This window comes from Macrococcus carouselicus (assembly GCF_004359515.1).
Lineage (GTDB): Bacteria > Bacillota > Bacilli > Staphylococcales > Staphylococcaceae > Macrococcus > Macrococcus carouselicus.
Genome location: NZ_SCWD01000002.1, coordinates 224889 through 238818, shown reverse-complemented (window position 1 = coordinate 238818; position 13930 = coordinate 224889). Strand labels below are relative to the sequence as shown.

Here is a 13930-nt window from a genome sequence, read left to right as displayed (position 1 = left end):
ACCTCCTTCCAAGATTATTAAATGATTTCTCCAGACTTTTTAGCAACACGGACTTTCTTACCGTCTTCTACTTTGTAGCCGACACGTGTTGGTTGGTTCGTTTTAGGATCCAGTAACATAACGTTAGATACGTGAATCGCAGCTTCGCGCTCTTCGATTCCGCCTTCAGGATTCATCTGTGTTGGTTTCTGATGTTTTTTGATGATGTTGACACCTTCAACTACAACGCGATCTTTTTTAGGAAGTGCTTCAATTACAGTTCCTGTTTTACCTTTATCTTTACCTGTGATAACGATAACTTTGTCGCCTTTTTTTACATGCATGCCGGGACACCTCCTCTTTCTAAAAATTATAATACTTCAGGTGCTAATGAAACGATTTTCATGAAGTTGCCTTCGCGTAATTCACGAGCAACTGGTCCGAAGATACGAGTTCCACGAGGACCTTTATCATCACGGATGATAACACATGCGTTCTCATCGAATTTGATGTATGAACCGTCGTTACGACGAACACCAGATTTAGTACGAACGATTACAGCTTTAACAACGTCACCTTTTTTAACAACGCCACCTGGTGTAGCATTTTTAACGGTACATACAATAACGTCACCAATGTTAGCTGTTTTACGTCCAGATCCGCCTAATACTTTAATAGTTAATACTTCACGAGCACCAGAGTTGTCTGCTACTTTTAAGCGTGTCTCCTGTTGGATCATTCTGAGTTACCTCCTTTATCTATTAATGATTAAATAATGATTGATTCTTCAACTACTTCAACTAATCGGAAGCGTTTCGTAGCTGATAAAGGACGTGTTTCCATAATTCTTACGATATCGCCCATTTTAGCTGTATTGTTTTCATCATGTGCTTTATATTTTTTTGTATACTTGATACGTTTGCCATATAAAGAATGTGTTTTGTAAGTTTCAACTGAAACTGTAATTGTTTTATCCATTTTATCAGATACAACTTTACCAGTGTAAACTTTGCGGTCATTTCTTTCGCTCACTCGAGTGTCCTCCTCTTTTCAATTATTTTTGTTCAGTTTTTTGTTGCTCAATTTCTCTTGCACGTACAACAGTTTTCATTCGCGCGATTGATTTCTTTACTTCACGAATACGTGCTGTATTTTCAAGTTGACCTGTAGCTAACTGAAAGCGTAGGTTGAAAAGTTCCTCTTTAAGCGCTTTTACTTTTGATTCAATTTCAGAAGTGGTTAAATCTCTAATTTCCTTAGCTTTCATTTGTGTCACCACCCAATTCTTCACGTTTTACAAACTTAGTTTTCACTGGAAGTTTGTGAGATGCTAAACGTAATGCTTCGCGAGCTGTTTCTTCTGGAACACCAGCGATTTCGAACATAATACGTCCAGGCTTAACTACTGCTACCCAACCTTCAACAGCACCTTTACCAGAACCCATACGGACTTCTAAAGGTTTTTTAGTATATGGTGTATGTGGGAAAATTTTGATCCAGACTTTTCCGCCACGTTTCATATAACGAGTCATTGCGATACGGGCAGATTCGATTTGACGTGATGTGATCCAAGCAGCTGTCGTTGCCTGTAAACCATATTCACCAAATGTTACTTCATTTCCGCCTTTTGAACGTCCTGTTGTTTTAGGTCTATGTTGACGACGGTATTTTACACGTTTCGGTAATAACATTATTATTTTCCTCCTTCACTAGACTTCTTAGTAGGAAGAACTTCTCCACGGTAAATCCATACTTTAACACCTAATTTACCATAAGTAGTGTCTGCTTCAGCGTGTGCGTAATCGATGTCAGCACGTAATGTATGAAGTGGAACAGTTCCTTCTGAATATTGCTCAGCACGTGCGATATCCGCACCACCTAAACGACCTGATACTTGAGTTTTGATACCTTTAGCGCCAAGTTTCATCGCGCGTTGGATTGCCTGTTTCTGTGTACGACGGAATGACGCACGGTTTTCTAATTGACGAGCGATGTTTTCAGCAACTAATGTTGCATCCATATCAACCTTCTTGATTTCAACAACGTTGATGTGTACACGTTTACCCGTTAATGAGTTTAAGCTGTTACGTAATTTTTCGATTTCAGAACCGCCTTTACCGATAACCATACCTGGTTTACCAGTGTGGATAGCGATGTTGACGCGATTAGCTGCACGTTCGATTTCTACACGAGAAACAGAAGCGTCTTTTAAGTTTTCTGCGATATATTTACGAATTTTTAAGTCTTCGTGTAACAGAGTAGCGAAATCTTTTTCTGCATACCATTTCGCATCCCAGTCGCGGATGATACCGACACGAAGTCCGATAGGATTAATTTTTTGACCCACTGTATTCCCTCCTTAATGAGATATTAATTATTTAGCTTCTTTGTCTGCTACGACGAGAGTGATGTGACTAGTACGTTTGTTGATCGCGCTCGCACGGCCTTGTGCACGTGGGCGGAAACGTTTTAATGTCGGTCCTTCGTTAGCGTAAGCTTCTTTAACTACTAAAGTGTCGATGTTCATGTCATAGTTGTGCTCAGCATTTGCTAAAGCTGACATCAATAACTTCTCTACTACTGGTGAAGATGCTTTGTTTGTTAATTTTAAGATGGCAATTGCTTCGCCAACTTCTTTACCTCGGATAAGATCTAAAACTAATCTCACTTTACGAGGTGCGATACGGATTGTTCTTGCTACCGCTTTTGCTTCCATTGTTTTTCCTCCTTAAATATGAAATTAGCGTTTAGTTTTCTTGTCGTCTGCACCGTGACCTTTGTAAGTACGTGTAGGTGCGAATTCGCCTAATTTGTGTCCAACCATATCTTCAGTTACGAATACAGGTACGTGTTTACGTCCATCGTATACTGCGATTGTGTGGCCGATGAAGTTAGGGAAAATTGTAGAGCGACGAGACCAAGTTTTAATTACTGATTTTTTTGAATTTGCTTCCATTGCCTCAACTTTTTTCATTAAGTGATCATCAACGAAAGGTCCTTTTTTAAGACTACGAGCCATTGTGGCGCCTCCCTCTTATCCTGCTGTACACTGCGGCTCATGCCGCAGTCAGCAAGTTGATTTTATTATTTCTTACGTCCACGAACGATAAGTTTGTTAGAACTGTTTTTCTTCTTACGAGTTTTCTTACCAAGCGTTGGTTTACCCCATGGAGACATTGGTGATTTACGACCGATTGAAGTACGTCCTTCACCACCACCGTGTGGGTGATCGTTAGGGTTCATTACAGAACCACGGACTGTAGGACGTTTGCCCAGCCATCTAGAACGACCGGCTTTACCGATGTTGATCAGTTCGTGCTGTTCGTTACCGACCTGACCGATAGTCGCACGGCAAGTGGATAGGATCATACGAACTTCGCCTGATTTAAGACGAACAAGAACGTATTTACCTTCTTTACCAAGTACTTGAGCAGATGTACCAGCTGAACGTACAAGCTGACCACCTTTACCTGGTTTTAATTCGATATTGTGGATAACTGTACCGACTGGGATGTTGATAAGTGGTAATGCGTTACCGACTTTGATATCTGCTTCTGGACCGTTGTTGATTTCTTGACCTACAACTAAGCCTTTAGGCGCGATGATATAACGTTTTTCACCATCAAGATAGTGGATTAATGCGATATTTGCTGAACGGTTTGGATCGTACTCGATCGTCGCAACTTTACCTGGAATACCGTCTTTGTTACGTTTGAAATCAATGATACGGTATTGACGTTTATGACCGCCACCTCTGTGACGAACTGTCAGTTTACCTTGGTTGTTACGGCCCGCTTTTCTCGGAAGGGGCTCAAGTAATGACTTTTCAGGTGACGTTGACGTAATTTCAGCGAAATCTGAACTTGTCATATTACGACGACCGTTTGTAATTGGCTTATAATGTTTAATTGCCATTGTCGTTTTACCTCCTTAATGGTAAATGGTTTATTTTAGTTGAAGAAATCGATTGTTCCTTCTTTTAATGTTACGATTGCTTTTCTTCTTTTATTTGTGTAGCCAGTGTAGCGGCCCACACGTTTCTTTTTCGCTTTGTAGTTCATGACATTCACTTTATCAACTTTTACATCGAAGATTTCTTCGATCGCAATTTTGATTTGAGTTTTGTTAGCGCGAGTGTCTACATCGAATGTGTATTTCTCGTCAGCCATCTGCTCAGATGAACGTTCAGTAATAACGGGGCGCTTAATGATATCGCGAGCTTCCATTAACCGAGCACCTCCTCTACTTTTTGAACTGCTGCTTGAGTCATGACCACTTTGTTAGCATGAACGATATCAAGAACGTTCAGGCCAGTTGTAGTAACAACTGTCACACCAGGGATGTTACGAGCTGATAAGAATACGTTGACATCTTCAGCGTCGATAACGAAAAGTACTTTTCTTGGTAATTCAAGTGTTGTTGTCATTGCTTTGAATTCTTTTGTTTTTGGTGCATCGAATGTTAATGCATCAAGCACTGCGAATTCGTTGTCTCTTACTTTAGCTGATAATGCTGAGCGAAGTGCTAAACGACGCATCTTCTTAGGCATTTTGTAAGAGTAGCTTCTTGGTGTCGGTCCGAATACGATACCACCACCACGCCATTGTGGCGCACGGATTGTACCTTGACGCGCACGACCAGTTCCTTTTTGTTTCCAAGGTTTACGTCCACCACCGCTTACCGCTGAACGGTTTTTAACAGAGTGAGTCCCTTGACGAAGTGAAGCACGTTGAAGATTGATTGCTTCGAATAAAACATGTTGATTAGGTTCGATACCGAATACGTTATCGTTTAATTCGATTGAACCTGCTTTAGATCCATCTACTTTTAATACATCATAATTAGCCATTATGCTATGTCCTCCTTTCAGCTATTATTTATTGCCTTTTTTAATTGAAGTCTGGATTTTAACTAATCCTTTTTTAGGTCCTGGCACATTACCTTTAACTAAGATAACGTTGTTCTCAACATCAACTTTAACGATTTCCAAGTTTTGCATTGTAACAGTATTACCGCCCATACGGCCTGGTAATGCTTTACCTTTAAATACTTTAGAAGCGTCAGATGCCATACCCATTGAACCTGGGCGTCTGTGGTAACGAGAACCGTGACTCATTGGTCCACGTGACTGTCCGTGGCGTTTAATAGCGCCTTGGAAACCTTTACCTTTTGAAGTTGCCGTCACGTCAACGATGTCACCAGTCTGGAATGCATCCACAGTGACTTCTTGACCTACTTCGTATTCAGAAGCGTCTACGTTTCTGAATTCACGAATGAAGCGCTTAGGCGCTGTGCCCGCTTTTTTAGCATGGCCTTCAGCTGGCTTAGTTGCATATTTATTAGACTTGCGGTCTTTTTTGTATGCTTGTTTGTCTTCAAAACCGATCTGAACTGATGAGTAACCATCAACTTCTTCGGTTTTCTTTTGTAATACAACGTTTTGTGCTGCTTCTACTACAGTTACTGGAATTAACTCACCGTTTTCAGCGAATACTTGAGTCATTCCCACTTTTCTTCCTAAGATTCCTTTGGTCATCGAAAGTCGCACCTCCTACTTTAAATTATAATTTGATTTCGATGTCTACGCCTGATGGTAAGTTTAAGCCCATGAGAGCATCAACTGTTTTAGGTGTAGGGTTAACAATGTCGATAAGACGTTTGTGCGTGCGCTGCTCAAATTGCTCACGTGAGTCTTTGTATTTATGCACGGCACGAATGATTGTATAAACTGTTTTTTCAGTTGGTAACGGAATCGGACCAGATACTTCAGCACCTGAACGTTTCGCTACTTCTACAATCTTCTCAGCTGATTGATCGATCACACGGTGATCATAAGCTTTCAAACGAATACGAATTTTTTGTTTTGCCATTATTTTACCTCCTCTTAATATCGTCTATTTTGGTTTGATAGACTTCTCCACGAAAATTGTCTCACACATCGCCATGGCAAAGCGGCCGGGTGTGTCAGTAACCTCTCGCTTCATCGCTTTTAAAAGTCCAACAGTAGATATAATACAGGACTTCACTGTAAAAATCAACACTTTACACTATAAATGTTGAAATTATTTTCAAACCGTATTTTTATATTCTACCGATTATGGCGGGCAGGCGCAAGTCGTTGTAATTAAGGATTTTTATAAATCATAGTATAATAGAAGTATCTTCCATTAGAAAGAGACACTGTGGATGGAAGAGGATAAACAAGAAGGTTATTGAATGAAAAGCTCATTTCGTGTTGTATTTTTAGTTCTAGGTATTATTGCATTGATGCGTGAAGCATTTTTCGGTCTACCGGTCATCGGTGGCTCCTACGTTTTATCGCTCGCCTGGGCGCCACTCGGCATAAGTATTCTGATTTATGGCATCATGCTTGCCGTGATGCTTGCGGACCGCTACGGGCGCTCCAAAGAGCTCTTATGGGTGCCGCTGATAGGAATTGTCTTCAGCATCATTGCTATCGTTCCATTTGTGGCGATGATTCTGCACTGGGTGATGAGTCTTATTCTGATCTACTTCATCATTCGTGTGATGTCATTGCCGAACCAGGTAGGTAACACGCATGTCTATTACGGTGGCGATACCGACAAAACCGTTAATAGAAGATAAGAACAAAAAAATCGACTATCCTTTATAGAGGATAGTCGATTTTTTGTCATAGGTTAATAGATGCGAAAGTTATGAGCGATATTTTCCGTTTATCGATCATAACGCTGCTGATGCACCTCTTTTGTTTGAGTTATGAACGATATTTTCCGTTTATCGCTCATAACTCACCCTTTCAGGCATATAAAAAGAATGGCCGCAGCCATTCCTATGAATGTTGTACAAAGATGAAATAAAGGACGAAGACGATAAAGAGCACATACATAATAGGATGAATCTCTTTTCTTCTGCCGGCCATTATCATGGTAATCGGATAGAAGATAAAACCACATGCGATACCTGTTGCGATTGAATATGTCAGCGGCATCATGATCATCGTCAGAAATGCCGGTACAGCAATCTCAAAGCGGTCCCACTCAATTTTACTTAAGTTGGAGACCATGAGCACCCCGACGATGACAAGCGCCGGTGCGGTTACTGCACTGGTCACGACAGCCATCAGCGGAGAGAAGAATAACGCTAATGCAAAGCAAAGGGCTGTCACTACACTCGCAAAGCCGGTACGTGCACCGACTGCTACACCTGCTGATGATTCAATATAAGAAGTTGTTGTTGAAGTACCGAAGACTGCTCCAGTCATTGTAGCGAGAGAATCGGCAAATAATGCACGACCTGCACGAGGCAGTTTGTTGTCTTTAACAAATCCAGCTTGGTTCGCTACAGCAACTAATGTGCCTGCTGTATCAAAGAAATCAATGAAAAGAAATGTCAGAACGACTGCAAGGAAATGCCCTGTTAATAACTGACCTGGATCTTGAAACGCTTCAAATGCTTTCCCGAATGTCGGTTCAACACTTGGAATCTGGCTGACAATATGTTTCGGTGGGTCAATCAGACCGAAGATCATACCGAAGATAGCCGTCAGTACCATGCCGATAAAGATGCTGCCGGGTACCTTACGTGCCATCAGAATGACAGTTAATAGAATACCGGCCACTGCAAGTAAGACATGCGGGTCATGAATATTACCGATGGTCACCAACGTCGCTTCACTTGGCGCAACAATCCCCGCCCCTTTTAATCCGACAAAGGTGATGAAAAGACCGATGCCTGCAGAGACCGCCATTTTCAGTTCAAACGGTATCGCATTGATAATTGTTTCGCGCCAGCCGCTCATTGTTAAGAGTGCGAAGATCATCCCTGAGAAAAGCACGCCTGTCAGACCGATCTGCCAAGGAATACCGTAAGTCAGAACGACCGTGAACGCGAAGAATGCATTCAGTCCCATACCAGGCGCGAGCGCGATCGGGTAATTCGCAATCAGGCCCATGAACAGACAGCCGACGATAGAGGCAAGAATGGTTGCGACGAATACTGCACCTGCATCCATGCGCATTGAATCAGGAATGCCTTCCACCCCTTGTAATGAAAGCATCGCAGGGTTGACTGCAAGAATATAAGCCATTGAGAGGAAAGTAGTAAGACCACCGAGTATTTCACGCTTATAATTAGTGCCGAGTTCATCGAATTTGAAATAATTCTTCATACATAACTCCTTAAGTTCTTTTTTAAATACTTGTATATTCTATTATGCATTGATTTAAAAAGCAATAATAAATCGAACATTAAAGATTGAAAACGGTTTTTCGTTCGTGATTTGCCTACAAAAAAAGACTGTCCTGATGACAGTCTCTTCTCAGCTAGAACTTCAGTCCTTTTAATGCATCTGCAAACGGATTGTTCACCGGTTCTTCTTTCTGCGTATATTTCTTGATATCATTGCGGGATACTTTGCCTGTCTTCTTCGAGTTGAAGCGTTTGTCCATCTGTTCCTGCGTCTCATGGAAACCGCAGCTGCAGCTGTACATCGCCTTTGGTCCTTTACCGTGTAATGTCAGTTTCTTCTTACAGTTCGGACAGCGGGCGTTTGTCTTACGCTGCACGTTCTTCTTCGTCTTACATGCCGGATCCTGACAGACCAGCATCTTCGCATTCTTCGTCTTGATCTCCAGCATGAACTTCCCGCATGTCGGACATTCTGTCGATGTGAGGTTATCATGCTTGAATTTGTCTTCACTTGCCTTAATGCCGTGAATCAGCTTCTGCGTGAAGTCGCGCATCTCATCAATAAAGGCTTTCTTGTTGTATTTACCCCGTTCAATCAGTGTGAGCTTATGTTCCCAGTCAGCGGTCAGTTCAGGTGACTTCAGCTCTTCAGGTGCCAGTTCCAGTAACTGCTTCCCTTTATTCGTTACGCGGAGTTTACCTTCATGTGATTCAATCGCATTCAGATTGTACAGTTTCTCAATAATATCAGCGCGCGTTGCGACTGTACCGATACCCCCCGTCTCTTTAAGGGTCGAACGTCTTTCCTTATCCAGCTTGAAGATTGCAGCAGGATTCTCCATCGCTTTCAGCAGTGTTCCTTCATTGAAATACGGCGGTGGTGCTGTTTCACCGCGCGTTTTTGCTAGTTTAGCGGGCAGTCTGTCCCCCTGCTTGAAGGTCAGTGCTGCTTTTTCAGTAAGTTGTTCATATAATGCTTTAAATCCCAGTTCAATCGGCCGTTCATGCTTCGCTGTGAATTCAGTCTGGCCAATTTTCACTTTGATGGTCTGCAGTTCATAACGGTAAGGCTTCATCAGGACACTTAAAAAGCGTTCGGCAATCAGTTCATAGATATGACGTTCACGCAATGTCAGATCATCCGGACGTGCTTTGACTTCTGTCGGTACGATGGCATGGTGGTCCGACACTTTGCTGTCATCGATGAAATGTCTGCTGCCCTTAATCTGACTCTTGATCAGCTCCAGAACTGCGGGACGGAACTGGGTTGCGCTGAGTGATGCCACGCGGTCACGAAGTGTCGGCACCATATCTTCTGTCAGATAGTTTGCATCGGTACGTGGATAGGTGACAAGCTTATGGCTTTCATATAAGTTCTGCATCGTGCTGAGAGTTTCCTTAGCAGAATATTGATAACGTTTATAAGCATCCTGCTGAAGCGATGTCAGATCATAGAGTTTATCAGGATATTTCTTTTTCTCGTTACTGTCGACCGATGTCACGATCGCTTCCTTACCCTGCAGATCTGCTATCAGCTGATTGATCTGCTCTTCTTCGAATATCTGGTTGGGCCCACTGAACCGTGTGCCATTGATAACCGCTTCTGTACCATAATATTTACGTGCTCTGAACTGATTGATTTCGTCTTGACGCATCTTCACCATCTGCAGCGTCGGCGTCTGTGCACGCCCTGTCGACAGCTGTGCATCATACTTAGTCGTCAGTGCGCGTGTTGCATTGATGCCGACAATCCAGTCCGCTTCACTGCGGGCAAGTGCAGCATCATAGAGACCTTGATAGGCTTGTCCATCTTTCAGTCTACTGAAGCCGTCTTTAATCGCTTTATCTGTCACTGAACTGATCCAGAGACGTTTGACCGGTTTATTGCCTTTACACTTCTCTAAAATAAGACGTGCGACGAGTTCCCCCTCACGACCTGCATCCGTCGCGATGATCACTTCATTGACATCATCACGCTCAACTTGATGTTTCACTGTATTGAATTGCTTGCGCGTCTTACCGATGACCACTGTCTTCATATACTTCGGCAGAATCGGCAGCTCGTTCAGATCCCATGTCTTATATTTATTATCATATTGCTCAGGATCTGCATTCGTCACCAGATGCCCAAGTGCCCATGTCACAATGTAACGGTTGTTCTCTATATAGCCTTCTTTTTTCTGAGTGCATCCAAGCACACGTGCAATATCCCGTGCAACAGATGGTTTCTCAGCAAGTACGACTGATTTCATAGTATCATTCCTTCTCGTAAAGTCATTGCATCATTATAGCATTATTTCTATTGAGTTCGTACCTTAAGTGCTGTATGCTATGTGAAAATAAGGAGGAATCCGCATGTATTTCCCAGAAATGATCGACACGCTTGTCTGCTCTGATTTTGATGAAACTTACTTCGCCCATGACCGGAATAATCCGGATGATGTCATAGCGCTGACGGAATATCTGAACCAGCAGGACCAGCTGTTATTCGGCATCGTTTCTGCCAGCACACTTACTATGATCAAGGGCTGCCTGGAAGAGATGGCTATGGCCTATCCTCATTTCATCGCCGCGAATTCCGGTACAGAGCTTTACTATTATAAAGACGGCAGAGAAATCTATGACACAGACTATGAACAATCACTTCTAAATCAGGGATTCAGCAAAACGACTATTATGGAGCTGGAGCAGGAACTGATGGATGAGGGTATTCCTCTTATGATCCAGATGCCGTTCATTCATGCACCGTTCTCACGCAACTACTATTACCGGGAAACCCGCCATGAAACGGACCAGGAGAAATTCAGCATCATCCGTAAGCGTGCTGAGGCGCAGAACCTTAGCGTCAATATCAGCAGATGCAATCCATTGATCGGTGATCCGGCTGATTGTTACGATATCGATCTCTTCCCGGAGAGCACGGGCAAGGATGCCATCGTCCGCTATCTAGTCCGGAAATATGATATCCCGTTTGAAAACACTTACGCTTTCGGAGACAGTGGAAATGATATCAGGATGCTGAATGCAGTGAAACATGGGTATCTAGTAAGTAATGCAACTGAAGAAGCGAAGCTCCTTCATTCAAAGCACGCAGCCCATCCCTATAATAAAGGTATCCTCTCTATCCTGCAGACAAGGAGTGAATGATTTTGAACAAACGGAAGATTGCCCAGTTCATCTATGACCTGAACCAAAGCCCGGAACACCGTATCGGTTATCTGCCCCGCTCTCTTTCAGCAATAGAAGCCCTGCTTGAACGTATGAATGAACAGGACTATGTCGTCTCAGGTGACGACACACCAGACGCTTTTCTCGGATTGATCAAAGACGGACCGAACGCTAAAGTCATCGGTCCTCTTACGACTCAATCAGATTTAAAACAGATTGCTGAAATGTGGAAAGAACTCACTTCCCGGCACTCTGTCATTAAGGACTATGAGTTCTATATCGATAACCGGCATCAATCCGGCCGACAGGTGATGAAGGCACTTAAGACTCAATACTTAGGCACCCAGTATACAATGACTGCAGAATCACTGACTGAAGAAATTGACACAAGACAGGTGATCAAATATCGATCTATCTATAAGAAAAGTTTCTGTGAACTGCTGAAAAATCTTTATATCGATGTATCCGCCCGGAAAAAACTGATTCTTGACACACTGAATGATAACTATGAACTTTTCATTCTGCTCAGTGAAGGGATTGTTAAAGGCTACGTCATTCTGGAAGTCAATGCGCATGCTGTCTGTTATATCGACCACGTTGAAACCCACAAACATTACCGCCAGCAGGGCATCGGACATAAACTCGTCGCACATGCTGCAAATCATGCATTCCATGAGTATCATGCGACAGCTATACAGCTGGTCGTTGAAGACAAACGCAAGCGTTCTATTGAATTTTACGAGAAGCTCGGATTCCGTAAGACCGATGAAATGCACCATTTTAAATATACAGCTGAATAACAGAAGCGGCGCCTTGAGTGCGCCACTTTTTTTGCATGCAGAATACATCATGTTTGACATCTGGAAGGAAGGGAATGCTGAAAATAACTAAACAATAAAGGAGCATACAATGGATATTCTCATTGCATTACTGCCTGCCCTTCTATGGGGAAGTGTAGTGCTTATCAATGTCAAAGTCGGTGGTACCCCTTATGAGCAGATCATGGGGACGGTTATCGGTGCCTTCATCATCGGTCTCGGCACTTATCTTATCGTTCAGCCGGATCTGAACTGGAAGATTCTGCTTGTCGGTATGGTTTCCGGTGCGTTCTGGGCACTTGGTCAGGGCAATCAGCTGAGAAGTGTCAAGATGATTGGTGTCTCGCGCACTATGCCTATTTCAACAGGGATGCAGCTGGTCGGCACGACACTGATATCCGTTCTCTTCTTCAATGAATGGAAGAGCATGACATCAACTGTTCTTGGAATTACAGCACTTGTCCTGCTTATTGCCGGTGTTATTCTGACGTCACTGAAAGGCAGCAAAGACAATCAAGAGGATAAGAAAAGTTCGCTTGCAAAGGCGATTCCAATACTTCTTATCTCAAGTATCGGTTATATCACCTATGTGGTAATCGGTCAGTTCTTTGGTGTCGGAGGGTGGGAAGCCCTGTTTCCGCAGTCAATCGGTATGGTAATCGGTGGCTTTCTCCTGAGCTTCAAACATAATCCAGGACAGAAAGCCATCCTGAAGAATATGCTCCCCGGTGTCATCTGGGCGTTCGGTAATATGGCCATGTTCTACTCACAGCCCCGTGTCGGTGTCGCAACAAGTTTCTCATTCTCACAGATGCTGGTCGTTGTCTCCACACTCGGCGGGATCTTTCTTCTGAAAGAACAGAAAACAAAGAAACAGTATATCGGTATCGCAATCGGTATTGTACTTATCATTGCAGCAGCCTTTCTACTCGGCTACGCAAAACAATAAAAAGGAGGATGAAAATATGTATTCAGATTTAAAAGACAAAATTGTAGTGATCACAGGTGCTTCAAGCGGAATCGGTAAAGCAATGGCAGAGGAATTTGGTAAAAATGGCTGTAAAGTCGTGATCAATTACTATTCAAGTGAAGAAGAGGGGCAGGCAGTGGCAGACGCTGTGAAGAACAATGGTGGTCAAGCTGTCATTAAACAAGGAGATGTCTCAAAAGAAGAAGATGTGGTAGCTTTAGTTCAGACCGCAATTGACGCATTCGGGGGATTAGATATCATGATCAATAATGCAGGTGTAGAGAAACCTGTTGCCACGGTCGAAATGTCAGCAGAAGAATTCAGACGTGTGATGGACACCAACTTGACGGGTGCTTTTGTCGGCAGTCGTGAAGCAGCAAAATATTTCATTGATCATGACATCAAAGGAAATATCATCAATATCGCCAGTGTTCATGATGTAATCCCGTGGCCGAACTACGTCAACTATGCAGCAAGTAAAGGCGGCATGAAGCTGATGATGGAAACGATGAGTATGGAATTTGCACCAAATGGTATTCGCGTCAACAATATCTCGCCAGGCGCAATTATGTCTGCACATACTCGTGAAAAATTCACCGACCCTGAAACACGTGCACAGACTGAGAAGATGATTCCGATGGGCATGATCGGTCAGCCTGAACAAATCGCGACAGTTGCCACTTTCCTTGCAAGTGAGAATGCGAGCTATATTACCGGCGAAACGATTTATGTTGACGGAGGTATGACGAAATATCCATCTTTCATGGGTGGTAAAGGTTAAGTAAATAATACTCGCTGAACTTTAAACAGTCAGCGAGTTTTTTTG

The 13930-nt window shown here is 43.0% G+C and carries 20 protein-coding genes; 5 read left to right on the top strand and 15 right to left on the bottom strand.

The window, feature by feature from the left end:
• Positions 1 to 17: 17 nt before the first annotated feature.
• The 13 genes from rplX to rpsJ form a co-directional block, all read right to left on the bottom strand.
• The gene (rplX, locus tag ERX40_RS07310; RefSeq protein WP_133417845.1) at positions 18 to 323 is read right to left on the bottom strand and encodes a 50S ribosomal protein L24; all 306 of its coding nucleotides are present in this window, start codon (positions 321 to 323) and stop codon (positions 18 to 20) included.
• Positions 324 to 349: 26 nt separating this feature from the next.
• Complete coding sequence (gene rplN / locus ERX40_RS07305; protein ID WP_000615921.1) at positions 350 to 718, bottom strand: 50S ribosomal protein L14; 369 nt, start codon at positions 716 to 718, stop codon at positions 350 to 352.
• A gap of 29 nt (positions 719 to 747) precedes the next feature.
• Positions 748 to 1011, bottom strand: coding sequence for a 30S ribosomal protein S17 (rpsQ, locus tag ERX40_RS07300; RefSeq protein WP_133417844.1), 264 nt, complete (start codon positions 1009 to 1011; stop codon positions 748 to 750).
• A gap of 22 nt (positions 1012 to 1033) precedes the next feature.
• The gene (rpmC, locus tag ERX40_RS07295; protein WP_133417843.1) at positions 1034 to 1246 is read right to left on the bottom strand and encodes a 50S ribosomal protein L29; all 213 of its coding nucleotides are present in this window, start codon (positions 1244 to 1246) and stop codon (positions 1034 to 1036) included.
• Positions 1236 to 1670 (bottom strand): 50S ribosomal protein L16, encoded by a 435-nt coding sequence (gene rplP / locus ERX40_RS07290; RefSeq protein WP_133417842.1) that lies wholly within the window; start codon positions 1668 to 1670, stop codon positions 1236 to 1238. The genes rpmC and rplP overlap by 11 nt, the downstream gene beginning before the upstream one ends.
• A 2-nt stretch (positions 1671 to 1672) precedes the next feature.
• Complete coding sequence (gene rpsC, locus ERX40_RS07285; protein WP_133417841.1) at positions 1673 to 2326, bottom strand: 30S ribosomal protein S3; 654 nt, start codon at positions 2324 to 2326, stop codon at positions 1673 to 1675.
• A gap of 27 nt (positions 2327 to 2353) precedes the next feature.
• Positions 2354 to 2695 carry a 50S ribosomal protein L22 gene (rplV, locus tag ERX40_RS07280; protein WP_133417840.1) on the bottom strand — a complete coding sequence of 114 codons (342 nt, stop codon included), beginning with the start codon at positions 2693 to 2695 and terminating at the stop codon, positions 2354 to 2356.
• Between the two features lie 24 nt (positions 2696 to 2719).
• Complete coding sequence (gene rpsS / locus ERX40_RS07275) at positions 2720 to 2998, bottom strand: 30S ribosomal protein S19 (RefSeq protein ID WP_133417839.1); 279 nt, start codon at positions 2996 to 2998, stop codon at positions 2720 to 2722.
• 65 nt (positions 2999 to 3063) lie between these two features.
• Positions 3064 to 3894, bottom strand: coding sequence for a 50S ribosomal protein L2 (rplB, locus tag ERX40_RS07270; protein WP_133417838.1), 831 nt, complete (start codon positions 3892 to 3894; stop codon positions 3064 to 3066).
• Positions 3895 to 3929: 35 nt separating this feature from the next.
• Positions 3930 to 4205 (bottom strand): 50S ribosomal protein L23, encoded by a 276-nt coding sequence (rplW, locus tag ERX40_RS07265; protein WP_133417837.1) that lies wholly within the window; start codon positions 4203 to 4205, stop codon positions 3930 to 3932.
• Entirely contained in the window at positions 4205 to 4828 is a 624-nt protein-coding gene (rplD, locus tag ERX40_RS07260) for a 50S ribosomal protein L4 (protein WP_133417836.1), read from the bottom strand. Before rplD ends, rplW begins: the two co-directional genes overlap by 1 nt.
• Before the next feature lie 24 nt (positions 4829 to 4852).
• A complete protein-coding gene (gene rplC, locus ERX40_RS07255) occupies positions 4853 to 5515 on the bottom strand; it encodes a 50S ribosomal protein L3 (protein WP_133417835.1) in 663 nt (220 codons plus the stop codon).
• A gap of 25 nt (positions 5516 to 5540) precedes the next feature.
• Positions 5541 to 5849 carry a 30S ribosomal protein S10 gene (gene rpsJ, locus ERX40_RS07250; RefSeq protein ID WP_133417834.1) on the bottom strand — a complete coding sequence of 103 codons (309 nt, stop codon included), beginning with the start codon at positions 5847 to 5849 and terminating at the stop codon, positions 5541 to 5543.
• Between the two features lie 346 nt (positions 5850 to 6195).
• Here rpsJ and ERX40_RS07245 point away from each other — a divergent pair, with 346 nt between their 5' ends.
• Entirely contained in the window at positions 6196 to 6585 is a 390-nt protein-coding gene (locus tag ERX40_RS07245) for an MFS transporter (RefSeq protein WP_133417833.1), read from the top strand.
• Positions 6586 to 6790: 205 nt separating this feature from the next.
• On the opposite strand, the gene ERX40_RS07240 is transcribed toward ERX40_RS07245, so the two are convergent.
• Together ERX40_RS07240 and ERX40_RS07235 are read right to left on the bottom strand one after the other, a co-directional pair.
• Positions 6791 to 8128 (bottom strand): NCS2 family permease, encoded by a 1338-nt coding sequence (locus tag ERX40_RS07240; protein WP_133417832.1) that lies wholly within the window; start codon positions 8126 to 8128, stop codon positions 6791 to 6793.
• A gap of 154 nt (positions 8129 to 8282) precedes the next feature.
• Positions 8283 to 10400, bottom strand: a complete 2118-nt coding sequence (locus ERX40_RS07235) for a DNA topoisomerase III (RefSeq protein ID WP_133417831.1) — start codon at positions 10398 to 10400, stop codon at positions 8283 to 8285.
• Between the two features lie 103 nt (positions 10401 to 10503).
• On the opposite strand from ERX40_RS07235, the gene ERX40_RS07230 reads away from it, so the two are divergent.
• The 4 genes from ERX40_RS07230 (at position 10504) to ERX40_RS07215 (ending at position 13885) form a co-directional block, all read left to right on the top strand.
• The gene (locus ERX40_RS07230; protein WP_133417830.1) at positions 10504 to 11295 is read left to right on the top strand and encodes an HAD-IIB family hydrolase; all 792 of its coding nucleotides are present in this window, start codon (positions 10504 to 10506) and stop codon (positions 11293 to 11295) included.
• Between the two features lie 2 nt (positions 11296 to 11297).
• On the top strand, positions 11298 to 12116 hold the full coding sequence (locus ERX40_RS07225; protein WP_165980704.1) for a GNAT family N-acetyltransferase: 819 nt from the start codon (positions 11298 to 11300) through the stop codon (positions 12114 to 12116).
• A 109-nt stretch (positions 12117 to 12225) separates the two neighbouring features.
• A complete protein-coding gene (locus ERX40_RS07220) occupies positions 12226 to 13083 on the top strand; it encodes a GRP family sugar transporter (RefSeq protein ID WP_133417828.1) in 858 nt (285 codons plus the stop codon).
• Between the two features lie 16 nt (positions 13084 to 13099).
• Entirely contained in the window at positions 13100 to 13885 is a 786-nt protein-coding gene (locus ERX40_RS07215) for a glucose 1-dehydrogenase (RefSeq protein WP_133417827.1), read from the top strand.
• The last annotated feature ends 45 nt before the right edge of the window (positions 13886 to 13930 follow it).